We start from the raw sequence: 21,459 nt of genomic DNA, 5'->3' as shown, positions 1-21,459 counted from the left end.
GGTCATGTGGTTGCGGCGGCGAGCTGCGGGGCAGTTGCCCGGCGAACGGGCGCCGTGTCCACGCGCACGGGTCCCACGATAACACTGCCGTCCTCCCGGGATCCCAGCGGCGACGTGGCAAAAATCCCCAGTTCAGCGCCGATCCACTTCCCCTGGACGACGCCGAAGTTCCAGCCCTGGACCTCCCACGGCTCCCCGGGGCCGAGGCGCCAGGCAAAGGTGGAACGGGGCGTGCCGTCGGTGCGGATCTGCAGTTCCACCCGGGCAGCCGGGAGGGAAATACTGCGCCCGGGCGCCTGCTCCGAAGGGCCCTCTCCCCCGGTCCCGCTTCCCAGGACGAAGCCGTCAGCCGTCCGGACGATGCCCAGCCAGGCGTATTCCTGCCCCAGCACCACCACGCCGGCACGGGTTCCCACCGGGACATCCTGCAGTTCCAGCGAGGTGGTGAAGGTGGACGGCGTGCCGGGAAGGATCTGGGCCAGGACATTGGGCAGCTCCCGGAGGTTGACGGGATCGTTGGCCTGCGGCCGGAGGATGAGCCGGCCCCCACCGGGCTGGAAGGACCAGGAGTGCCGGGGGTTGGCCTGCCAGTGCCATTGCGGGCCCAGCCAGGGTGAGGAGAAGTCGTCACTGGCCGGGGGTGCCACGTCCTGCGGCGAAGTACCCCGCGGGTAGGGGTGGCTGGCCACGGGGGTTCCCGGTCCGCCGTCGGACGCCTGCTCCCCCATCCAGGGCCAGCCGTCCTCGTCCCAGCCCATGGGCTGGAGGTGGACCACCCGTCCGTAGGGCCCGCGGTCCTGGAAGTGCAGGAACCAGTCCTCTCCCCGCGGCGATGTCACCCAGGCGCCCTGGTGTGGTCCGTTCACCGGGCTGTTCCCCTGCTCGAGGACGCGGCGCTCCTCGTACGGACCGAACGGCGACCTGGAACGGAAGACAGCCTGCCAGCCGGTGGCCACGCCGCCGGCGGGGGCGAAGATCCAGTACCAGCCGTCCCGCTTGTAGAACTTGGGTCCTTCCAGCGTGGTGTAGCCGGGGAGGTCTTCGCCGTCGATGACCGCGGTGCCGTGGTCCAGTAACTTTCCGGCGTCCGGGCTCATGCGGTGCACGGTGAGCCGGTTCTTGACCCCGATCCGGCTTTTCGCCCACCCGTGCACCAGGTACGCCTGGCCGTCGTCGTCCCACAGCGGGCAAGGATCGATGAGCCCGCGCCCTGCGTACAGGAGGTGCGGCGCGGTCCAGGGGCCCTCAGCTTTTTCGGCGCTCAGCACGAAGATGCCGTGGTCCGGATCCGGATAAAAGATCCAGAACCGTCCATCGTGGTACCGCAGCGCGGGCGCCCAGACGCCGCCACCGTGGCGGACCAGCGAGAAGTGGCTTCCCTGCGGCAGTTGCAGCAGGGCGTGGCCGGCATGCTCCCAGTCAACGAGGTTCCGGGACTTGAGGATGGGCAGCCCGGGAACGCGGTTGAAACTGGACGCAACCAGGTAATAGGTGCCGCGGACCTGGACGGCATCGGGGTCCGGCCAGTCGGCATTGAGGACGGGATTGGCGTACACGGGGACGGCGTTGCGCGAGGTCATGATGTCCTGTCGGGATGGCTGGGCGTGCGTATGGCGGGATGGTGTTCAAGCAGGTGGAGTGCCTGGTCCGGCGATTCCACCGCGGCGTCGTGGATGACTGCGTGGAGCGACTGGACCAGCGGGTGGGCGGCATCGGCCACCGCCTTCTCGGACCAGGCGACGGCGGGGCCTACTCCCAAGTAGCCCTCCGAGCGGATAAACCAAGGGCGGACGGGAGCGTCCTGGGACAGCACCACCGTTACGGGGGCGCCGCCGGTGACGGTGCTGATGGCGAGCCAGGGTGAGCGGGATCCGTGCGCCGCGTCCGCCCCCGCACCGGCAGCGGAGAAGACCCGGATTGCGGAACTGTCCGAGGGGAAGCGCCAGAAGATGCCCCCGTATCCGGCGCCGCTGCGGCCTTTGACGGCCGACGACGACACCTCCAGGGCGGCGACGTTTCCGGCCGGGACCATCACCGAGGTCAGGGACAGGCTCCAGCTTCCCGGAACAGGATGCGCGGAAACTTCCACCGAGCGGCGTTCCTCCGCCAGGAGGGTTCCGTGCCTGGACGTCCACAGCACGGTGCCGGTGGAACGGGCTCCTTCCTCGGTCCAGCCGTCCAGGGCCTGGTTGCCGTGGTTGGGCAGCACTACGGGTCCGCGGTCCTGCGTGTAGGTGGACCCGCCCCAGAAGTTGGTGCCGTTCAGGTCCGGGAAGGCCACGGACAGTCCCAGGTGGTGGATGTGGTCAGCCGGTGCGACATCCGTCAGCACGGTTCCGGACAAGGAGCGCACAGGGTGGAAGTACGGCCTCGGTGCACTGGCCGGCGCAACGCCCGAGCCGGGAACCAGGGTGAGGAGCCGGGCGGGCGCAAGGTCTGGAGTGGGCAACGGCGCCTCCTTCCGGTGGTAGGTGCATCGCATCCATGGCGATGGAGAACAGCATAGGCAAGCAGAAAAGATTCGGCAAGCATTTCAGAAACTTTCTGCTTTCAGATGAGTGTCGGTTTTGAAAAAGGTGTTGACAGTCACAAGCGCAGCTTGCTAGAAATCGTTTACTCACTTCTTTCGTATCCCGGCCTCGGGTTTGCTTTGGACTCACTGGCAACGAAGGTCGATAGCAGAGGCGACAGAAAGTTTCTGGAAAATTCAGTAGGCTAACGCTCCTACCGGGGGCAGCCACAGAGAGGCGTCATTCAATGAAGAAGACAGCAACCACCGGGTTCTCCCGCAGGATCTTCCTGGGAGCGGCAATCACGGCTGCAGGCCTGGGCCTGAGCGGCTGCGCCGGGGGTGGCTCCCCGGCAGCAGGCGGCAACGTTGAACTCAACTTCGTCTACTGGGGAGATGCCAACCGGGCAAAAATGACGGATGCGGCCATCAAGATCTTCGAGGAGAAGAACCCCGGCATCACCATCAAGAGCGAATACCAGGACAGCGGACCCTACGCAGACAAGCTGGCCACCCGTTTCGCCGGGGGCAACCCACCGGACGTCCTGAACATGGCCAACCGCAGCCTCCTCGAATACGCGCAGCGCGGCACCCTGGCGGACCTGAAGGAACTTCCTGAGCTCAACCTGGACAAGATCCCTGAGACGGTCCTGAGCCGCGGCGAGGTGGACGGCAAGCTGTACGGGCTGGCCACCGGCGTCACCACCATCGGCATGGTGGTGAACAAGGCCATCACGGACCAGGCCGGCGTCACCATTCCCGATGACAAGACCTGGAGCTGGGAGGATTACGCGAAGTTCGCCACCGAGGTGACCCAAAAGACCGGCGGAAAGGTCTACGGCGCGGGCTACGACGTGTCCACGGAGACCGGCCCCATCCTCTTTGCCCGCCAGCGCGGCGAGGACTTCTATACCGAGGACAACAAGCTCGGCGTCAGCGAGGACACCATCCGTGAATGGTTCCAGTACAGCGTGGACCTGCGCAACGCGGGCGGTTACCCGCCAGCCGGCTTCTTTGAGCAGATCGGCGGTTCAGCTGCGCAGTCCTACCTGGCCAAGGGCACGGTGGCCTCGCAGATCATCCCCATCAACAACTACAAGGCCTACAACGAAGCCGCGGGAGGCAACGTTGTCCTGCTGAGGATGCCGGGCGAAACAACGGAAAAGCGGCGCGGTTACTCCGCCGACCCCAGCATGCTTTGGTCCATCGCAGCGAAGTCCAAGCACCCCAAGGAAGCCGCAAAGTTCGTGGACTTCCTGATCAACGACGCCGACGGGGCTGCAGAAACGCTCACACAGCGCGGTGTGCCGATCAACCCCGATGTTGCCGACGCCATCAAATCAAAGCTCGGGGCGGACGACACCAAGTTCGTTCAACTGGTGGCCGACCTGCAGAAGGACGAACTTCCCCCCGCCTATGTGTACCCCAAGGGTGCCAGCGTGGTGGCGGACACCCTCAAGCAGCTCGCCACGGAAGTGGAATTCGGCCGGGTGACACCCGCGGACGCCGCCAAGACCTTCCTGGAGAAGAGCAATGCAGCCATTAACAAGTAAGGCTTTTCGAGTGCAGAGAGGAACTGACGCATGTCAGTACTGACCAAGCAGGCCCCCGGTGCGGCCGCATCGCTGGCAGCCGGGCCTCCCAACCGCCGTAAACAGGGCACGCCGCGGCGCAGGAACCAGCGGTCGGGGTACCTCTTCCTGCTGCCCTGGTTCCTGGGCATGCTCTTCACGATCATCCCGTTCTTCGCCTCGCTGTACCTGGCGTTCACGGACTACAACCTGTTTACCGAACCCAACTTCGTTGGGCTGGCCAACTTCCAGGCGATGACCGAGGACCCAAGGCTGTGGCAGTCGCTGAAGGTCACCTTTATCTACACGTTCGTCTCGGTACCCATTTCGCTGGCCGTCGCGCTGCTGATCGCCCTGGTGCTCAACCGCGGGCTGCGAGGCTTGGCCATCTACCGGTCCGTCTACTACCTGCCGTCACTGCTGGGCGGCAGCGTAGCCATCGTGATGCTGTGGCGCTACATCTTCGGCAACGAGGGGATCGTCAACGGCTTGCTGGGGGTGTTCGGCATCGCCGGCCCGGCGTGGGTGACGGACCCGAACTTCTCGCTGAGCACTCTCATTGTCCTGAACGTCTGGACCTTCGGCTCCCCCATGGTGATCTTCCTGGCCGGACTGCGGCAGGTCCCCACCATGTACTACGAAGCCGCTTCGATTGACGGCGCTTCCCGGTGGCGGCAGTTCCGCAACATAACCATCCCGCTGATCAGCCCCATCATCTTCTTCAACCTCATCATGCAGCTCATCGGGTCCTTCCAGACGTTCACCCAGGGCTACGTCATGAGCGGCGGCACCGGTGGCCCGGCTGATTCAACGCTGTTCTACAACCTCTATCTGTACCAAAAGGGCTTCACCGAATTCGAGATGGGGTACGCCTCGGCGATGGCGTGGCTGCTGCTGATGATCATTGCGATCTTCACCGCCATCAACTTCATCGCATCCAAGTTCTGGGTCTTCTACGACAATTAAGGCAACCCCCATGGCACTCCTCGAATCTCCTCCCACATCAGCTTCCAAACCAGGAAAGCCGGCCAAACAACGCAAGCAGGCGGATCCGGAAGACGCCCTCACCGGCACGCCGGGAACACGCTTCTCCCGGCACCTGATCCTGTGCCTGGTTGGCCTGGTCATGCTGTACCCGCTGCTGTGGCTGGTCTCCAGCTCCTTCAAGCCCAGCAATGACATCTTCCGGCAGTTGGGGCTCTGGCCGGAGAATTGGGATTTCAGCAACTACGCCGAGGGCTGGACCGCGCTCAACCAGCCCTTCCACGTCTACCTGATCAACTCGATGATCGTGGTGGTCTTCTCCATCATCGGCAACATCTTCTCCTGCGCTTTGGCGGCCTACGCCTTTGCCCGGATGGAGTTCACGGGCCGCAAGCTGTTTTTCGCCCTGATGCTGGGCACGCTCATGCTCCCGGGGCACGTGCTCCTGGTGCCGCAGTACATCATCTTCTCCCAGCTCGGCTGGCTGGACACCTACCTGCCGCTGATCGTGCCCAACTTCATGGCCACCAACGCGTTCTTCATCTTCCTCATGGTCCAGTTCATGAAGGCCCTGCCCAAGGAACTGGACGACGCCGCGCAGATCGATGGCTGCGGACCGTTCCGCACGTTCCTTCGGGTCATCCTGCCGCTCTGCGTTCCCGCCATGGCCACCACCGCCATCTTCACCTTCATTTCAACGTGGAACGAGTTCTTTGGCCCCCTGCTCTACATCCAGAACCAGGACCTCTATACCGTCCCGCTGGCGCTCCGGGCCTTCATGGACTCTGAGGGCCAGAGCATGTGGGGACCCATGTTCGCCATGTCAGTGGTGTCCATTGCACCCATCATTGGCTTCTTCATTGCCGGCCAGAAGTACCTGATCAACGGCATCGCCACCACAGGCCTGAAGTAGCTCACGTCTCTCCACGCATCACCCACTCACCAACACACAATGCACGGTGCCCGGGCTGGAGGCTGCCCGGGTGCCGGAACAAAGGAGTTTTGCATGAGTTTGCGTCGGTTCTTAGGGGCGGCAACCGCCGTCGTCCTTCTCTCCAGCTTGGCCAGCGCCCCGGCGACGGCCGCACCGCCGCTGCAGGGTTCCGCTGCCGCGGCCTCGCCGGTCCAGGCACCCTCAGTCCAAGCACCTTCAGTCCTGGCACCCGCCGTCCTTGCCCCTTCTTCGCTGTCCGAGGGAAACGGGCCGCTGTGGAAGCAGACGCCGGACGGTTTCGCCTCATTGCCCGGTAACGGGCTGGCGGGCACCACCGGCGGGCAGGCGGGACGGATTGTCACGGCTTCCACCATCGCCCAGCTCCAGGAGTACGCCTCCGCTGCGGAGCCGCTGGTGATCTTCATTAACGGCTCCCTCACGGCTGCCGACTACGTCAAGATTCCGGTGGCGGCCAACAAGAGCTTCATCGGCACAGGTGCAGGGGCCGAGGTGGTCAACGCCGGCTTCAAGCTGATCAACGTGTCCAACGTGATCTTTCGAAACTTCACGGTCCGGGATTCCTACATCCCGGGTGACTGGGACGGCAAGCGGCCGGACAACGACCGTGACGGCATCCAGCTCGATACCAGCCACCACGTCTGGGTGGACCACATGAAGTTCGAGCGGATGGGCGACGGCCTGATTGATACCCGCAAGGACTCGGACTACCTGACCTACTCGTGGAACGTGTTTGCGGACAACAACAAAGCCCTGGGCGTGGGCTGGACCGCCAACGCTGTCACCAAGATGACCATTCACCACAACTGGATCCGCAACACCACGCAGCGGAACTTCAGCCTGGACAACACCGCCGCCGCGCACGTCTACAACAACTACCTCCAGGACGTTGGCCAGTACGGCATGATGGGCCGCAACAACGCCAAGGTGGTGCTGGAAGGAAACTACTTCACCGCCGTCCAGGACCCGATTGTCGCCAAAGACCCCGCCACCCAGGTGGTAAACCGGGACAACGTCTTCGACTCCACCCGCGGGCGCAAAGACAACGTGGGTGCCGCCTTTGACCCCGCCGCTTACTACTCCTACACCAAGGACAACGCCGCGGCGGTCCCGGGCATTGTCAGTGCCGGCGCCGGCCCCCGCGAAAACAATGCACCGAACAAGGCCGCAAACATCACCGTGGCACTGGACGGGACGGGAGACTTCGGCAGCCTGCAGGCCGCCATCGGCTCCATCCCTGCGGGCAGCACCCAGCCGCGGACCATTACCGTCAAGCCCGGCACCTACCGCGAAGTGGTGAACGTCTGGGCGGACCGCCCCAACCTCACCATCCAGGGCGCTACGGCCAACCCGGCCGACGTCGTCATCACCTACGACCTGCCCGCGAACGGTGCGAAGTTCTTCGGCGGAACCTGGGGGGCCGTGGGCAGCGCCACGCTGACCGTATCCGCCCCGGGCACCACCGTCCGGAACCTGACCGTCGAAAACGCCTACGACGAGGCCGCCAACGGGCCAAGCCAGGCGCTGGCCGTCCGCAGCGTCGCAGACAAGGTGGTGTTTGACGGCACCCGCTTCCTTGGCAACCAGGACACCTACCTCGCCGACACGTCAGGCCGGGACGCCACCGCGCGGACGTACCTGAAGAACTGCTACATCGAAGGCGACGTGGACTTCCTCTACGGCCGGGGCACCGCAGTCTTTGACGGCTGCACCATCCATTCCCTGGACCGGGGAAGCGACACGAACAACGGCTACGTCGTGGCCCCGAGCACCAAGAACTCCAACCCGTACGGCTTCCTGATCGTCAACAGCACCCTTACCTCCGATGCCGCTCCCGGCACCGTCAGCCTGGGCCGCCCCTGGTTCGCCAGCAGTGATCCGGACGCCCACCCCATGGCGGTCATCCGGGACTCAGTCCTCGGCAGCCACATCGCGGTGCAGGGCTGGGCTGACATGAGCGGCCACGCGTGGACTGAGGGACGGTTCGCTGAGTACCGGAACACCGGCCCCGGCGCGTACGTGAACGGGTTCCACCCGCAACTGTCCGATGATGACGCCGCCAAGTTCACCGCGGACGCGTTCCTCGGCGACTGGACCCCGGCAGGACGTGGTTGAGATGACGGGCAGAGAATACTGTGGGGAGGCGCAACCGTGATGTCCCTTCCACTGTCCATCATGGTTGCCGCCGTTGTGGCCCTCGCCGGACCGCTTCCCGCTGCTCCCCTGGACGGTGCGCAGCTTTCGCCCGCTTCGCCGGACCTGGGGCGGCAAGTCCTCGCCGCAGGTGATGGTTGGGCCTCCGCCGACGGCGGCACCACCGGCGGCTCCGGTGCCGCGCCCGGGAACGTGCACGAAGTTTCAACGAGGGATGAACTCGCCGCCGCAGTGGCGGGAAACGAGCCCAAGATCGTGTACGTGAAGCAGGGCTTCAACGCAAACACGGCCCCGGATGGCAGCGCCATCACATGCGAGGATTACGCAACCGGCGGCTACTCACTAGAGGCCTACCTCGCGGCTTTCGACCCGGCTCAATGGACGGGGCCGGCCGCGGGCCCCCTCGAAGACGCCCGCAAGGCCTCCAGTGCAAAGCAGCGCGAGCGCGTCCGGGTCAATGTCGGTTCCAACACCACCATCGTGGGTGTCGGCGACGTCCAGCTCACAGGCTTCACATTGAACATCGACAATGTGGATAACGTCATCGTCCGCAACCTCCATATCTCCGACGCCTACGACTGCTTCCCGGGATGGAACGGGGACACCTGGAAAACCGAATGGGACAACGTGGTGGTTTCCGGTTCCACGCATGTGTGGCTGGACCACCTGACCCTGGACGACGGCGAAACAGCCGACGCCGCACAGCCCCGCTACTTCGGTGAACTTTTCCTGCGGCACGACGGCCTCCTGGACGTCGTCCGCCAGGCAGACCTGGTCACCATTTCCTGGAGCCGGCTGGTGGGACACGACAAGTCGCTGCTCTGGGGAAACGGGGACGGCGCCACGGCCGACCGGGGCAAGCTCCGGGTCACACTCCACCACAACGAGTTGGTGGACCTGGAACAGCGGGCGCCCCGGGTCCGGTTCGGGCAGGCGCACGTGTACAACAACGTGTACCGCGTAACGGATCCAGGGCACTACCAGTACTCGTGGGGTGCGGGCGTGGAGTCCAGCATCATCGCCCGGAACAACACGTTTGAACTCGCCGAGGGGGTCCCGGCCGCACAAATTATCCGGAACTTCGGCGGCACGGGAATCGATGAGTCGGGCACCTGGGTCAACGGCCGGCAGGTCAACGTCCTTGACGCCTACAACGCTGCCAACCCGGAGGCTGCTCTGGCCCCCGAAGTCAGCGGCGCAGCCGGGCCGCACCTGCGCATCGAGCCGGCTCCCGCAGCCCGGGAGAGGGTCAGCCGGGAAGCCGGGTCTGGCCAAGGCTCTTGAAGTCCTACTAGTCTTCAGGAACGGCCCGCAACCGGGAGCAACGATGATCACGAGGAGCGAAGTTGTCCAATCACACGTACAGCATTTCTGAAATTGTCGGCACCTCCACGGAAGGTGTGGACGACGCCGTCCGGAACGGTATCGCCAAGGCCTCCCAGACCCTCCGCAACCTTGACTGGTTCGAAGTCAAGGAAGTCCGGGGCCACCTCGAGGACGGCAAGGTGGCGGACTGGCAGGTGACCATCAAGATCGGTTTCCGCCTCGAAGAGCAGTAGGACGCATCCTTAAACAGATGGAGAAGGCCGTGACCCCCGGGGTCACGGCCTTCTTCGTGCGGCACAGCGCTGGTGCCGGTACAGCTGGGCTTCGCTTTAGTAGGCCTGCCCCAGCGAGCGGCGCCGCCATACCGTGGGCACGCCGTCGAACGCTGGAAAAACGTGGCCTTCGAAGAAGGACAGCACCGTGTGCGGATCGTGGTCCGGGCTCCACAGTCCGGACACCGGGCAGTGCGAGCCGGTGGACGTCGAGGCGGTGCCGGCGGGAGCGGCCTGGCGTTCTTTCAGCAGCGCGATGCGTTTCATCGTTGAGACCATCCTTGGGAAGAAGTGTGTTCCCCCAGCCTACGAAACCCCGCGGGTCGCCAAAATGGATCTCTGGCCAAACAATGCGTCCCCGTGTGGCCAAACGCACAAGGCCGTCAGGACTCTGCGAGGTTAGCGGGCGGAACCTCGGCGGTCCGCTCCCGCTCGGACGGCGCTTCACCCGCGCCCAGGCTGCCCAGCAGGGCCAGCGCGTCCGACGACGGCGAGCCCGGTTTCGCTGAATACACCCTCAGCACCTGGTCGGGGTCGTCCGGCAGGGCGAGGCTTTCAAAGTTCAGTTCGAGGTCCCCCACGGTGGGGTGATGCAGGCGCACGATCCCCGCAGACCGGCTGGCCACCCGGTGCCCGGCCCACCACTGCCGGAACTGTTCGCTGTTGACCGCAAGCTCCCCCACCAGCTGGTTGGCCTGGGGATCGTTCGGGTGGCGGCCCACATCAAGCCGCAACGCACCGGCAGCCTCGGCCGCCAGCGTCTTCCAGTCGCGGAACAGCTCCCTGGCCGCGGGATCGAGGATGAGCCAGCGGGTAAGGTTCCGTTCCGCTGCGGGCAGCGAGGGGAAGTCCGTGAACAGCAAGTACGCCATCCTGTTGCCGGCGAGGACGTCGCTGCGCCGCCCCAGCAGCAGGGCGGGAACATCGCCGACGGCCTCGAGCAGCTGCCGCAGCCCCGGCCGCACTCCCTGGGCTGCCGGGCCGGCGGCCCGGGGATTGGCGGCGCAGTTCTCCAGCAGGTCCATCATGTGCGCATGCTCGCTGCTGTCCAGCCGCAAGGCCCGCGAAACAGCGTCTAGGACCGTCCGGGAAGGATGAATGTTGCGGCCCTGTTCCAGCCGGACGTAGTAGTCCGTGCTGACGCCGGCCAGGCGGGCTACTTCCTCGCGCCGCAGCCCCGGTACGCGGCGGGCGCCCGTAGTGGGCCCCGCGCCGGCGTCCTCGGGGGTCAGGCGCGACCGCATGGCTTTGAGGAATTTTCCGAACTCGGCACTTTGACCCATGTTGACCATTCTGCCCGTCCTTCCGGCACGCCTCCTACCCCGAAGGTAGGACTGCCAGTCCTAGGAAAAACAGGATCACGGTTACCTGCTGACGCGGCGGGCAAAAGTGCATAGGCTCAATACTGAGCCAGCGGAAACCGCTTTCTCCCTGTCGAGCCAACGGCACCGATCCCAGCACCAGCATCATCCAAGGAGCACCATGTCAGAGCTGACACTGAACAACGGCGTCACCATCCCCCAGCTTGGCCTCGGCGTTTTCCAGGTCCCGCCGGAAGATACCCAGCGGATCGTCGAGGACGCGTTCGAGGCGGGCTACCGGCACATCGATACCGCCGCCGGATACCGCAACGAGGCCGGCGTCGGCGCCGCCATCGCGGCAACGGGCATCCCGCGCGAGGACATCTTCGTCACCACCAAGCTCCGGAACGGCGAGCAGGGCAAGGCCCAGGAAGCGTTCCAGAACAGCCGCAAGGCACTGGGGCTGGACTTCGTGGACCTCTACCTCATCCACTGGCCCGTCCCGTCGCAGGGACTTTTCGTCCAGGCGTGGAAGGAACTGGAACGGCTCTACGACAACAAGCAGGTCCGGGCCATCGGCGTCTCCAATTTCCTCTCCGACCATCTGGACACCCTGCTGGAATCGTCGGAAACCGTCCCGGCCGTGAACCAGATCGAACTTCACCCCAGCTACCAGCAGGCCGACCTTGCGGCCAAGTGCCGGAGCCTCGGCATCGAGGTGGAGGCCTACAGCCCGCTCGGACAGGGCGGGGACCTGAACGGCAACGCCGTCACGGCCATTGCTGACGCCCATGGAGCCACCACGGCGCAGGTGGTTCTGGCGTGGCACCTCGCCTCAGGCAACATCGTGATCCCCAAGTCGGTTGACCCCGGCCGGATGCGCGAGAACTTCGCCGCGTCCTCCCTCACCCTTTCCGACGACGAACTGGCAGCCATCACCGCGCTGGAGTCCGGTGCCCGCATCGGCTCCGATCCCGCCGTCGCCTCCTTTACCCAGATGTAGAAAGGTCTCTCGAATGCAATACACCCACCTTGGCCGTTCCGGCCTGCAGGTCTCCCGCCTTTGCCTTGGCACCATGAACTTCGGCCCCCAGACCGAGGAGGCCGACGCCCACAGCATCATGGACTCCGCACAGGAAAACGGCATCAACTTCTTTGACACCGCCAACGTGTATGGCGGCGCCGGCCACCGGGGCTGGACCGAAGAAATCATCGGGCGCTGGTTTGCCAAGGGCGGCGAGCGCCGGGAACACACGGTGCTGGCCACCAAGCTCTACGGCACCATGACGGACCGGCCCAACGAATCCAAGCTCTCCGCGCTGAATATCCGCCGTGCCCTGGATGCCAGCCTCAAGCGGCTCCAGACGGACTACATCGACGTCTACCAGTTCCACCACATCGACAGGAATACCCCGTGGGACGAGATCTGGCAGGCCATCGAGGTGGCGGTCCAGCAGGGCAAGATCCTGTACTCCGGCAGCAGCAACTTTGCCGGCTGGCACATCGCCCAGGCCCAGGAGGCAGCCCACCGCCGCAACTACACCGGCCTGGTCAGCGAGCAGTCGATCTACAACCTGTTCCGGCGCGAGTTGGAGCTTGAGGTCATCCCCGCCGCGCGGCAGTACGGCTTGGGGCTCATCCCTTGGTCTCCGCTTCAAGGCGGGCTCCTGGGCGGCGTACTGAAGAAGGAGCGCGACGGCGTCCGCCGCACGGAGGGACGGGCTCTTGAGACCCTGAAGAAGCACGAGGACCAGATCCGCCAGTACGAGGACCTCGCCGACGACCTGGGCCACGAACCCGGGGACGTCGCACTGGCCTGGCTCCTGCACCAGCCCGCCGTTACGGCACCGATCGTTGGGCCCAGGACTCAGGAGCAGCTGGACGCCGCCATCCGCGCCCTGGACGTCACCCTCGATGAGGACGCGCTCAAGCGGCTGGACGATATCTTCCCGGGGCACAAGACCGCTCCTGAAGACTACGCGTGGTGATCCCGCCGTCAGCTGCCGGAACACCGCCAGTTGCCGGGGCTCCCGCGGGGACGGTAGCGCCGCGGAGCATCCTCTTCATTGGCGGCACCGGGGTCATCAGCGCGGCGGCGGCCGAGCACGCCGTCGCGCTGGGCCACCGGCTCACCATCCTGAACCGGGGCCGGTCCACCCGCCCGGTCCCGGACGGCGCGGAGGTCCTGCATGCGGATGTCCGCGACGTGGCGGCGGTCCGCGAGGTACTGGGCGGGAGGGAGTTCGACGCCGTTGCGGACTTCATCTCGTACACGCCGGACCAGACGCAGGCCGGGCTTGAGCTCCTCCGCGGCCGGACCGGGCAGTACGTGTTCATCAGTTCCGCGTCGGCGTACCAGAAGCCGCCCACCCGGTTGCCCATCCTGGAATCCACACCGTTGAAGAACCCGTTCTGGCAGTACTCCCGGGACAAGATCGCCTGCGAGGAGCTGCTGTTCCGCGCCTACCGGGACGAGGATTTCCCGCTCACCGTGGTGCGGCCCTCCCACACCTATGACCGGACCAAAATCGCCATGGTGGGCGGCTGGACGGACATCCACCGGATGCGCGCCGGCCTCCCTGTCATGGTCCACGGCGACGGGACCTCGCTGTGGACGCTGACCCACAGCAGGGACTTCGCCAAGGCCTTCGTGGGCCTGCTCGGCAGGCCGCAGGCGGTGGGTGAAAGCTACACGATCACCTCTGACGAGTACCTGCCGTGGAACCAGATCTACCGGCTGTTCGCCCGGGCTGCCGGTGTGGCTGAGCCGGAACTTGTGCATGTTGCCTCGGAAACCATCGCTGCCCACAGCCCGGAGCTCGGGCCCAACCTGCTGGGCGACAGGTCACATTCAGTGGTGTTCGACAACACCAAGATCAAGTCCCTGGTGCCGGACTACACCGCCACCATCCCGTTCGCCGACGGTGCCCGGGAAATCGTCCAGTGGTACGACGCCAACCCGGAGCTGCAGCACGTGGACCAGTCCTACATGCAGCTGACGGACAAACTGACTGCCTGGGCCCGCAGCGGAGCGTAGGACCCGCCGGCCTGCCGCGCTTCGAAATCGCTGGAACGGTGCGGGGACACTGATCCGGATCAGCGTCCCGGCACCGTTCCAGCGTCTCCGGCGGATTTCAGTATTTCTACAACGTTCTAAATACCCTGTGGCGGGTTCAAAAGACAAGGCTTGTTTTGCCCCATCCCGACGTCTAGATTGCTGGGGAAGCGTTTTCCCAATTCTTAATTGAAAGGATTCACTGATGAATCCCTCCAAGGCATCCGCACGCCTCCTGTCGGTGGCCACTCTCGGCCTGGCACTCACCGTAGGCTGCCTCGCAGCGCCCGCATCCGCCGTCGGGCCCTCCCCCTCCAAGCCCGGCGCCCCGGGCATCCAGCTCGACTACCTGGACCGCGGCCTGGTGGCCGCCAAGACATCCGAAGGCGTGTTCCTCAGCTGGCGCCTGCTGGGCAATGAGGCCACCGGGTCCTCCGCCACCGGACTCACCGGCACGGACTTCAACGTGTACCGGGACGGGCAGAAGCTGGCGACAGTTACGGACAGCACCAACTACCAGGACCCCGCCGGGACCGCCGCGTCGAAGTACCAGGTGCGGGCCGTCGTCGGCGGCGTCGAACTGGACGAGAGCGCTACTGCCACTTCCTGGGGCGGCAACTTAAAGGACATCCCGCTGAAGAAGCCGGCGGACGGCGTTACCCCCACCGGCCAGGCCTACACCTACTCGGCCAACGACACCTCCGTGGGCGATGTGGACGGCGATGGCCAGTACGAGTTCGTCGTCAAGTGGGACCCGAACAACTCCAAGGATGTCTCGCAGGTGGGCTACACCGGCAATACGTACGTGGACACCTACAAGGCCGACGGCACGCTCCTTCACCGGATCGACCTGGGCGTCAACATCCGTTCCGGGGCGCACTACACCCAGATGCTGGTCAATGACTTCGATGGTGACGGCCGGGCCGAGTTGATGATGAAGACCGCGCCGAGCACCAAAACCACCAACTACAACGCGGACGGCAGCGTGGCCGCGGAGTCGTTCATCACCATGCTCCGGTCCGATATCAATGCCGGGTACTCGAACAGCGACGACTACCGGATGAGCGCGGCGGACTACTACCAGCACATGGTGAAGACTTTCCAGGGCTGGACGGAACACCCCGAGGTGAAGGCCGGAAACTGGCCGGCCACCCTCGAAGAAGCCTTCGGTATCGCGCCAAAGTACAAGTACCCGCTGTCCAAGGCCGATGCCGAGGCGCTGACCGACTACTTCATGGACGTCTACGCCCCCTCGCGCAGCGCCCGGAACAACCTCCGCGCGTTCGAGGGATTCATCGTGTCCGGTCCCGAATACCTCACCGTCTTCGAAGGCGCCACGGGCAAGGAACTGAAGACCGTCGCCTACCAGCCGGGCCGGACCGACGACGGCATGCTGTGGGGCGATTACGCCATGGCCCGCATCGAGCCGGGCAACCGCGTGGACCGGTTCCTCGCCGGCGTCGCCTACCTGGACGGCAAGAAGCCCGCTGCAGTGTTCGCCCGCGGCTACTACACCCGCACCACCCTGGCCACCTACACCTGGGACGGCGCCAACCTCTCCCCCGTGTGGAACGTGGATTCGGGCTTTACTCCCATGACCAACCCGTTCAACGATTCCCCGCACGGCCGCGACGGCACGGACCCCACCTACGGCAAGCTCACCACCCAGGGCTTCCACTCCCTGAGCGCCGCCGACGTTGACGGCGACGGCAAGCAGGAGATCGTCTACGGTTCGGCAACGCTCGACGACGACGGCTCGCTTCTGTACAGCTCGTTCGACACACTGCCGACCGGCAGCGCCGCCCCGGGGACCGAAGCGAGGCTGGGCCACGGCGACGCCATGCACGTGGCGGACATCGACCCCAACCGGCCCGGCAAGGAGATCTTCACCGTTCACGAAGGCGCAACCTACGCACCCTACGGTTACGCCATGCGCGACGCCGCGACGGGTGAGGTGCTGTTCGGCGCCTACTCCGGCAAGGACACGGGACGCGGCATGATCGGCGACGTCGATCCTTCCGTCCCGGGCCTGGAGAACTGGGCGATCGGCATGCAGTCCGCCGACGGCCGCAAGCTTTCCAGCACCAGCCCCGGCACCAATATGAGCATCCGGTGGGCCGCCGACATGACCACCCAGCTGGTCAACGGCTCCGGCGACCAGACGCCCACCATCGATGACTGGAAGCGCGGCCGGCTGCTGACCGCCGACGGCACACGCACCAACAACGGCACCAAGGGCACGCCCAGCCTGGTGGCGGACATCCTGGGCGACTGGCGCGAAGAGCTGGTGGTCCGCACCGCCGACAGCTCGGCGCTGCGGATCTACCTCAGCACCGAAGTGACCACCCACAAGCTCTACGCCCTGATGCACGATCCCCAGTACCGTGCCGAGGTGGCCCGACAGAACACTACGTACAACCAGCCGTCCTACACCGACTTCTACCTCGCCTCGGACATGAAGTTCGGCAACGTCCCTCTGCGTGCCGCGTGGCTTCCGGGCAGCGTGAAGGCACTGCAGAATGCGGTGGAGGACCTGGTGGAATCGGGCGAGATCGCCGGCCCCGTGGCCAGCCAGCTCACCGCAGCAATCCAGCAGGCCCAGAAAGCCGTGGTGGACCGGGACGCCGCCAAGGCAGGGCAGGCCATCCAGCGTTTTGTGAAGTTCCTGGACCAGCAGAAGAACCCGGACAAGGTATCCGACACGGCCAGGGCGGTGCTGACCCACAACGCAGGCAACGTACTCCGCGCGTTCGGGCAATAGGGCTCTAACGCGTGACTTTTTCCAGGGAAAGGACCGCCGGATTAACGGCAGACTGTTGATATGACATTTGCACCGGTTATCGCACTCAACGACGGATACTCGATTCCCCAGATCGGTCTTGGCACGTGGCCGCTGGACGACGACCAGGCGGCGGCCGCCGTCGTCCGTGCCGTGGAGGCCGGTTACAGGCACATCGATACGGCAGTGAAGTACGGGAACGAGCGCGGCGTGGGCAATGGCATTAAGGCCTGCGGAGCTGATCGCGGCGAGCTCTTCATCACCACCAAGCTGGATGGCGAGTTCCAGGGGAATGACAGGGCTGTGGAGGGGCTGGAGGGGTCGCTGCAGCGGCTCGGCCTCGACTACGTGGACCTGCTGCTGATCCACTGGCCATTGCCCGGCCGGGATCAGTTCATCTCCACTTGGAAGACGTTCGAGCGCCTTCAGGCAGAGGGGAAGGTGCGCTCCATCGGCGTGTCCAATTTCAAGCCGGCGCACCTGGAGCGGCTGATGGCCGAGACGGATGTTGTTCCGGCCGTCAACCAGGTCCAGCTGACCCCTGCCGTTACCCGGGTGGCGGCGCGGGAATTCCATGCAAAACATGGCATTGCCACCGAGTCATACAGCCCCTTGGGCGGCTCCGGGGCCGGCATCCTTGGCGCCCCGGTCCTGGGCCGGCTGGCCGAAAAGCACGGCAGGACTCCGGGCCAGGTGGTGCTGCGCTGGCACATTCAAAACGGATTGGTAACGATTCCGAAGACCGCAAATCCGGACCGCATGCGTGAGAACCTGGACGTCTTCGATTTCGTGCTGGACCCGCAGGATCTCGCGGAATTGGCTATCCTCGACGAGGGCCCCGGTGCCGGAAACGATTCTGACGTGACCGGGCACTGATCCGGGCCTGAGCAGCCTTTTCCCTCCTCTCCGGGGTTGGCAAATCGATAGTAAGCATGATTACTATTGGGGCAGAGGATGAATTGCCTCCGGAATCCGGGGGCGTCCTTACTTAGGAAGAGGAGCGAAAAATGGGTTTCATTGCATTTCTGATTCTCGGACTTATTGCCGGTGCGATTGCAAAGGCGATCCTTCCGGGACGCCAGGGCGGCGGCTGGATCATCACCATGGTGCTGGGCGTTGTAGGTGCCCTCCTCGGTGGATGGATCGGCGGCGCGCTGTTCGGCGGCGGACTGCAGGAGTTCTTCTCCCTGCAGACCTGGCTGCTGGCGATCCTCGGATCGCTGATCGTCCTTGCGATCTACGGCATGGTCACTAAGCGCGGTGCGCGCCGCTAACGCAGCGCCCACAGCCAGGAAGCCGGCCTGGGGAGAACATCCCCAGGCCGGCTTTCACATTTCCGGCCACGGCGTTACAGCCGGGCCGTACCTGGAAACCTTCTTTCGGAGCAGGAGTTCACCATGAAAAACAAGCTTCTTTTGGGTGTTGGCGTTGCCGTCGGCTATGTCCTTGGTTCACGTTCGGGGCGCGCCGCTTACGACAAGTTGAAGGCCCGTGCCGCCGGGGTCTGGGACAGCAAACCCGTCCAGGACAAGGTGACAGTTGCCACCGAGACCATCAAGGAAAAGGCCCCGGACGTGGCAGACCAGCTCACAGAAGCAGCACGGCGTGCCGGAACTGTGCTGGGTTCGGCGTTGCACCGGGATGACTCCTCCGGGAAGTCCACGCCGTCCAGCCACGACACCTCACCCACCGCCGGTGAATCGGGCGGGCTGGGCGGAGACCACATTCCCGCCCACAGCACGCACCCGGAAACCACCAACCTTGGCACAACCAGCGAGGGCAACACTAAGAGCTAGCCGTTCCTCGGAGTCAGCCGCCCCGTGGTGAACCTCCGATTGACAAGGGGCTCCTGCCTTCCGTGTGCTACAACTGATTCGCCTTGCCGGCCGTCGCGATCCTTGGGGGACGCGCCGGCCGGCAGCGTGTTTAAGCACCTCCCGCTGGGCACTGCCTTTTAGGTGCAGCCCGTTCAGCGCTGCCATTCTTGGCGCTGCGCTCAGCAGGGAAACGAACAAGACTCCGTACACTGCCACACGGCTCGCTGCCGAAGACTAGGGCCTGGCGTCGGGCCATTGGGTGGGGTCGTATCCGTTGATCCCCGGTACACGCCGTGCCGGCTGGAGAGTATCCACCTCTTCTGCTTTCTCAGGCGCAACGGAATCCGCGTTCCCAGCGGCGTCGTTACCCGGCTCCTCCGAGTCTTCCCGGACCGTCTTTCCCCGTTCCCTGCCAGCCATCTGCCACTCCCGGCCCATTGTTGACGAAGGCCCAGCTGCATGAACCAATATGGCAACCCTAGTCCCGGGGGAACGCCGAAACCGCTGGAAACCATCAAGATAATGGCAATATCTTCGGGGCTGCTGCATCTTCGCAGCTGATGCGCGTCCGATTCCTGCGGGGGTCACGTGACAGGCCCATGGGCCGATACTGCCGGGTTTTCCACATAGGCGACCGAGCGGGTCCTGATTGTCAGTGCCCTTTGGCAGAGTGGGGCCATGGAAGCCATTGGGGAGCAGCTGTCGGAGAGCCAAGACTCTTCCGCCTTGCTGCCGCTGGGCTTTGGTCGCAGCAGTCACCTTTCCACTGGGCGCAACGCCGGGCCGAACCTCCGCACCGCAGCGCACGACGCCGGGCCGCAAGTCCGCACCGCAGCGCACGACGCCGGGCCGCAAGTCCGCACCGCAGGGCACGACGCCGGGCCGCAAGTCCGCACCGCAGCGCACCTTCGCCCCGTTCCCGGCTACCTCTTACCAGACCAATCAGCAGACCAACCACTGGACCTGCCTTTAGATTTGTCTTCCCTGACCGCACGGGTGGCCGCCGCGGCGGTCGCCGCCCGGGAAGCCCTGCCAACGGCCGGTTACGTCACGGCGGCCACGTTCGCTGCCGATGTCGAAGAGCTCTCCCGCTGCGCGGAGTACCTCCAGCTCATCGCTGCCGGGGCCGTGGAGCACACCCGCACCCGCGCGATCGCCGACGCCGAAACCAACCGGAGGGCCCGCCGCACTGCCCGGGTCAGCTCCTGGGACACCCACGGCACAGAAATTCTCAACGAGACCGACACCAATTGGCCCGCAGCCACAGGCGCGGCCGCAGCAACGCCCGCAGAGTGCACCGCCGCGACGCCCGTGATGCTCTCGTCCCCGGCCGATGACGGTTGCCGGAACACAGCAGAGTTCCTCCGCCTCAGGCTCCGCATCCCCATCCGCGAAGCCCGCCGCCGGCTCACACTCGCCCGTCAAACCCTGCCCGGCACCGCTCTCACCGGCGAGCCCGTACCCCCATCACACGAACACCTCGCCGCCACACTTGCACCGGCCGAGTCCGGCACCGGCCAGCCCGCCACCATCGACACACCACCTCACACCATCACCGCACCCGCCGTGTCCTCCCACGCGGCCACTGTCATCACCGCCACCCTCGAGCGGTTACAACACCACACCACTCCCGAAACCTTGCGCGGCATCGAGCGCCACCTCACCTCGGCCGCCACCACCGCGGACCCTGACTTCCTCACCCACCTGGCCCAACGCCTCACCGAAACCATCGATGCCGACGGTACTGAACCCTCCGAAGAAGCACTCCGGCATACCCAAGGCGCCTTCATCCGCAAACCCCTCCACGGCCTCCACCGCGTAGAAATCTTCGCCACCACCGACCAATACGAACACCTCCTCACTGCCATGAACATCGCCACCAACCCCCGCACCACCACGCCGAACACCACTACAAATGGCGAGGGCATCGCCTGGGGCAGGCACCCGCGGCGCCAGACACCCACGACGCAGACATGCATGAGGCAGGCACCCGCGGCTGTGAGGGCAGCGGGAATCAGGTATCACCCGTCCCGGACCTGGAACGCCGCAGCCGACCCCAACAACAACTCGACGGCATCATCACCGCCGTTAAAACCGCCCTCACCACCAACCAACTCCCTACCACCGGCGGCAACAGGCCCCAAATCATTGCCACCATCAACCACCGCGATCTCTTCCCCGGGCATTCCAAACGCCACACACCAGCCTCGGGTAGCTTCGTCTTCACCGGTCCCGTCGCCGCCACCACCCTGCGCAAAATCGCCTGCGACGCCGACATCATCCCCGCCGTCCTGGGCACCCATAGCGAAGTCCTCGACCTCGGACGCAAAACCAGGCTTTTCACCCCAGCCCAACGCCTCGCCCTCACCGCCCGCGACCAAGGCTGTTCCTTTCCCAACTGCACTATCCCCGCACCCTGGTGCGAAGCACACCACATCACCTATTGGTCGCATGGCGGCGATACCGACACCGCCAACGGCGCACTCCTTTGCACGCACCATCACCACCTCATCCACAAAGAACACTGGACCATCACCACCACAAACGGCACCCCAACCTTCATCCCGCCGCCACATATAGACCCCACCCAAACACCCCAGCAAAACCACTACTTCAAACCACCACCGTTGCCACCACAACCAGAACCACCACCACCGGCCGCAACCAACGCCTCCTGGCCATGACACACGCCACACACATTGGCGGGAGAGCGGCGACGCGGGATTGCACCGGCACTAT

20 protein-coding genes are annotated in these 21,459 nt (G+C 65.1%); 15 read left to right on the top strand and 5 right to left on the bottom strand.

The genetic code is table 11. The features are described from left to right. Positions 1-2: 2 nt before the first annotated feature. Together ACHL_RS02485 and ACHL_RS02480 are read right to left on the bottom strand one after the other, a co-directional pair. Positions 3-1,580 (bottom strand): glycoside hydrolase family 43 protein, encoded by a 1,578-nt coding sequence (locus ACHL_RS02485; protein WP_015935727.1) that lies wholly within the window; start codon positions 1,578-1,580, stop codon positions 3-5. Beyond that, entirely contained in the window at positions 1,577-2,449 is an 873-nt protein-coding gene (locus ACHL_RS02480) for a DUF6807 family protein (protein WP_015935726.1), read from the bottom strand. The genes ACHL_RS02485 and ACHL_RS02480 overlap by 4 nt, the downstream gene beginning before the upstream one ends. A 308-nt stretch (positions 2,450-2,757) precedes the next feature. Here ACHL_RS02480 and ACHL_RS02475 point away from each other — a divergent pair, with 308 nt between their 5' ends. From ACHL_RS02475 to ACHL_RS02450, 6 genes are all read left to right on the top strand, one after another. Next, positions 2,758-4,062 (top strand): ABC transporter substrate-binding protein, encoded by a 1,305-nt coding sequence (locus ACHL_RS02475; protein ID WP_015935725.1) that lies wholly within the window; start codon positions 2,758-2,760, stop codon positions 4,060-4,062. A 30-nt stretch (positions 4,063-4,092) separates the two neighbouring features. Then, positions 4,093-5,046: a carbohydrate ABC transporter permease gene (locus ACHL_RS02470; RefSeq protein WP_015935724.1), complete on the top strand. Its 954-nt coding sequence runs from the start codon at positions 4,093-4,095 to the stop codon at positions 5,044-5,046. Positions 5,047-5,056: 10 nt separating this feature from the next. Continuing rightward, entirely contained in the window at positions 5,057-5,977 is a 921-nt protein-coding gene (locus ACHL_RS02465; RefSeq protein ID WP_015935723.1) for a carbohydrate ABC transporter permease, read from the top strand. Positions 5,978-6,070: 93 nt separating this feature from the next. Beyond that, positions 6,071-8,131 carry a pectinesterase family protein gene (locus tag ACHL_RS02460; protein ID WP_015935722.1) on the top strand — a complete coding sequence of 687 codons (2,061 nt, stop codon included), beginning with the start codon at positions 6,071-6,073 and terminating at the stop codon, positions 8,129-8,131. 39 nt (positions 8,132-8,170) lie between these two features. Then, a complete protein-coding gene (locus ACHL_RS02455; RefSeq protein WP_015935721.1) occupies positions 8,171-9,454 on the top strand; it encodes a pectate lyase family protein in 1,284 nt (427 codons plus the stop codon). A gap of 62 nt (positions 9,455-9,516) precedes the next feature. After that, the gene (locus tag ACHL_RS02450; protein ID WP_015935720.1) at positions 9,517-9,729 is read left to right on the top strand and encodes a dodecin; all 213 of its coding nucleotides are present in this window, start codon (positions 9,517-9,519) and stop codon (positions 9,727-9,729) included. Between the two features lie 96 nt (positions 9,730-9,825). Here the strand turns inward: ACHL_RS02450 and ACHL_RS02445 are convergent, their stop codons facing one another. Together ACHL_RS02445 and ACHL_RS02440 are read right to left on the bottom strand one after the other, a co-directional pair. Further along, positions 9,826-10,035 (bottom strand): hypothetical protein, encoded by a 210-nt coding sequence (locus ACHL_RS02445; protein WP_015935719.1) that lies wholly within the window; start codon positions 10,033-10,035, stop codon positions 9,826-9,828. A 116-nt stretch (positions 10,036-10,151) separates the two neighbouring features. After that, positions 10,152-11,051, bottom strand: a complete 900-nt coding sequence (locus ACHL_RS02440; protein WP_050767128.1) for a helix-turn-helix domain-containing protein — start codon at positions 11,049-11,051, stop codon at positions 10,152-10,154. Between the two features lie 199 nt (positions 11,052-11,250). On the opposite strand from ACHL_RS02440, the gene ACHL_RS02435 reads away from it, so the two are divergent. The 8 genes from ACHL_RS02435 (at position 11,251) to ACHL_RS24615 (ending at position 19,693) form a co-directional block, all read left to right on the top strand. Next, on the top strand, positions 11,251-12,072 hold the full coding sequence (locus ACHL_RS02435; protein WP_015935717.1) for an aldo/keto reductase: 822 nt from the start codon (positions 11,251-11,253) through the stop codon (positions 12,070-12,072). A 13-nt stretch (positions 12,073-12,085) separates the two neighbouring features. Further along, positions 12,086-13,057, top strand: a complete 972-nt coding sequence (locus tag ACHL_RS02430) for an aldo/keto reductase (protein ID WP_015935716.1) — start codon at positions 12,086-12,088, stop codon at positions 13,055-13,057. Next, a complete protein-coding gene (locus tag ACHL_RS02425; RefSeq protein WP_015935715.1) occupies positions 13,054-14,106 on the top strand; it encodes an NAD-dependent epimerase/dehydratase family protein in 1,053 nt (350 codons plus the stop codon). Before ACHL_RS02430 ends, ACHL_RS02425 begins: the two co-directional genes overlap by 4 nt. Before the next feature lie 223 nt (positions 14,107-14,329). Beyond that, positions 14,330-16,885, top strand: a complete 2,556-nt coding sequence (locus ACHL_RS02420) for a rhamnogalacturonan lyase (protein ID WP_015935714.1) — start codon at positions 14,330-14,332, stop codon at positions 16,883-16,885. A 60-nt stretch (positions 16,886-16,945) separates the two neighbouring features. Then, the gene (locus ACHL_RS02415; RefSeq protein ID WP_015935713.1) at positions 16,946-17,779 is read left to right on the top strand and encodes an aldo/keto reductase; all 834 of its coding nucleotides are present in this window, start codon (positions 16,946-16,948) and stop codon (positions 17,777-17,779) included. 131 nt (positions 17,780-17,910) lie between these two features. Next, positions 17,911-18,177 carry a GlsB/YeaQ/YmgE family stress response membrane protein gene (locus ACHL_RS02410; RefSeq protein WP_015935712.1) on the top strand — a complete coding sequence of 89 codons (267 nt, stop codon included), beginning with the start codon at positions 17,911-17,913 and terminating at the stop codon, positions 18,175-18,177. A 123-nt stretch (positions 18,178-18,300) separates the two neighbouring features. After that, on the top strand, positions 18,301-18,699 hold the full coding sequence (locus tag ACHL_RS02405) for a YtxH domain-containing protein (RefSeq protein WP_015935711.1): 399 nt from the start codon (positions 18,301-18,303) through the stop codon (positions 18,697-18,699). Positions 18,700-19,462: 763 nt separating this feature from the next. Next, positions 19,463-19,693 (top strand): hypothetical protein, encoded by a 231-nt coding sequence (locus ACHL_RS24615; protein WP_244266507.1) that lies wholly within the window; start codon positions 19,463-19,465, stop codon positions 19,691-19,693. Positions 19,694-20,331: 638 nt separating this feature from the next. On the opposite strand, the gene ACHL_RS24905 is transcribed toward ACHL_RS24615, so the two are convergent. Then, complete coding sequence (locus ACHL_RS24905) at positions 20,332-20,574, bottom strand: hypothetical protein (RefSeq protein ID WP_043793709.1); 243 nt, start codon at positions 20,572-20,574, stop codon at positions 20,332-20,334. A 119-nt stretch (positions 20,575-20,693) separates the two neighbouring features. Here ACHL_RS24905 and ACHL_RS23705 point away from each other — a divergent pair, with 119 nt between their 5' ends. Then, positions 20,694-21,404 carry an HNH endonuclease signature motif containing protein gene (locus tag ACHL_RS23705; RefSeq protein WP_244266541.1) on the top strand — a complete coding sequence of 237 codons (711 nt, stop codon included), beginning with the start codon at positions 20,694-20,696 and terminating at the stop codon, positions 21,402-21,404. Positions 21,405-21,459 lie beyond the last annotated feature (55 nt).

This window comes from Pseudarthrobacter chlorophenolicus A6, from assembly GCF_000022025.1.
GTDB lineage: Bacteria > Actinomycetota > Actinomycetes > Actinomycetales > Micrococcaceae > Arthrobacter > Arthrobacter chlorophenolicus.
Note: the sequence above shows the minus strand (reverse complement) of the source record. Positions and strands in the feature narration are given on the sequence as shown.

Coding starts and splice junctions, on each gene's coding strand:
- ACHL_RS02485 (WP_015935727.1), bottom strand. CDS start 1,580: ATGACCTCGCGCAACGCCGTCCCCGTGTACGCCAATCCCGTCCTCAAT.
- ACHL_RS02475 (WP_015935725.1), top strand. CDS start 2,758: ATGAAGAAGACAGCAACCACCGGGTTCTCCCGCAGGATCTTCCTGGGA.
- ACHL_RS02470 (WP_015935724.1), top strand. CDS start 4,093: ATGTCAGTACTGACCAAGCAGGCCCCCGGTGCGGCCGCATCGCTGGCA.
- ACHL_RS02465 (WP_015935723.1), top strand. CDS start 5,057: ATGGCACTCCTCGAATCTCCTCCCACATCAGCTTCCAAACCAGGAAAG.
- ACHL_RS02460 (WP_015935722.1), top strand. CDS start 6,071: ATGAGTTTGCGTCGGTTCTTAGGGGCGGCAACCGCCGTCGTCCTTCTC.
- ACHL_RS02455 (WP_015935721.1), top strand. CDS start 8,171: ATGTCCCTTCCACTGTCCATCATGGTTGCCGCCGTTGTGGCCCTCGCC.
- ACHL_RS02445 (WP_015935719.1), bottom strand. CDS start 10,035: ATGAAACGCATCGCGCTGCTGAAAGAACGCCAGGCCGCTCCCGCCGGC.
- ACHL_RS02440 (WP_050767128.1), bottom strand. CDS start 11,051: ATGGGTCAAAGTGCCGAGTTCGGAAAATTCCTCAAAGCCATGCGGTCG.
- ACHL_RS02435 (WP_015935717.1), top strand. CDS start 11,251: ATGTCAGAGCTGACACTGAACAACGGCGTCACCATCCCCCAGCTTGGC.
- ACHL_RS02430 (WP_015935716.1), top strand. CDS start 12,086: ATGCAATACACCCACCTTGGCCGTTCCGGCCTGCAGGTCTCCCGCCTT.
- ACHL_RS02420 (WP_015935714.1), top strand. CDS start 14,330: ATGAATCCCTCCAAGGCATCCGCACGCCTCCTGTCGGTGGCCACTCTC.
- ACHL_RS02415 (WP_015935713.1), top strand. CDS start 16,946: ATGACATTTGCACCGGTTATCGCACTCAACGACGGATACTCGATTCCC.
- ACHL_RS02410 (WP_015935712.1), top strand. CDS start 17,911: ATGGGTTTCATTGCATTTCTGATTCTCGGACTTATTGCCGGTGCGATT.
- ACHL_RS02405 (WP_015935711.1), top strand. CDS start 18,301: ATGAAAAACAAGCTTCTTTTGGGTGTTGGCGTTGCCGTCGGCTATGTC.
- ACHL_RS23705 (WP_244266541.1), top strand. CDS start 20,694: ATGCATGAGGCAGGCACCCGCGGCTGTGAGGGCAGCGGGAATCAGGTA.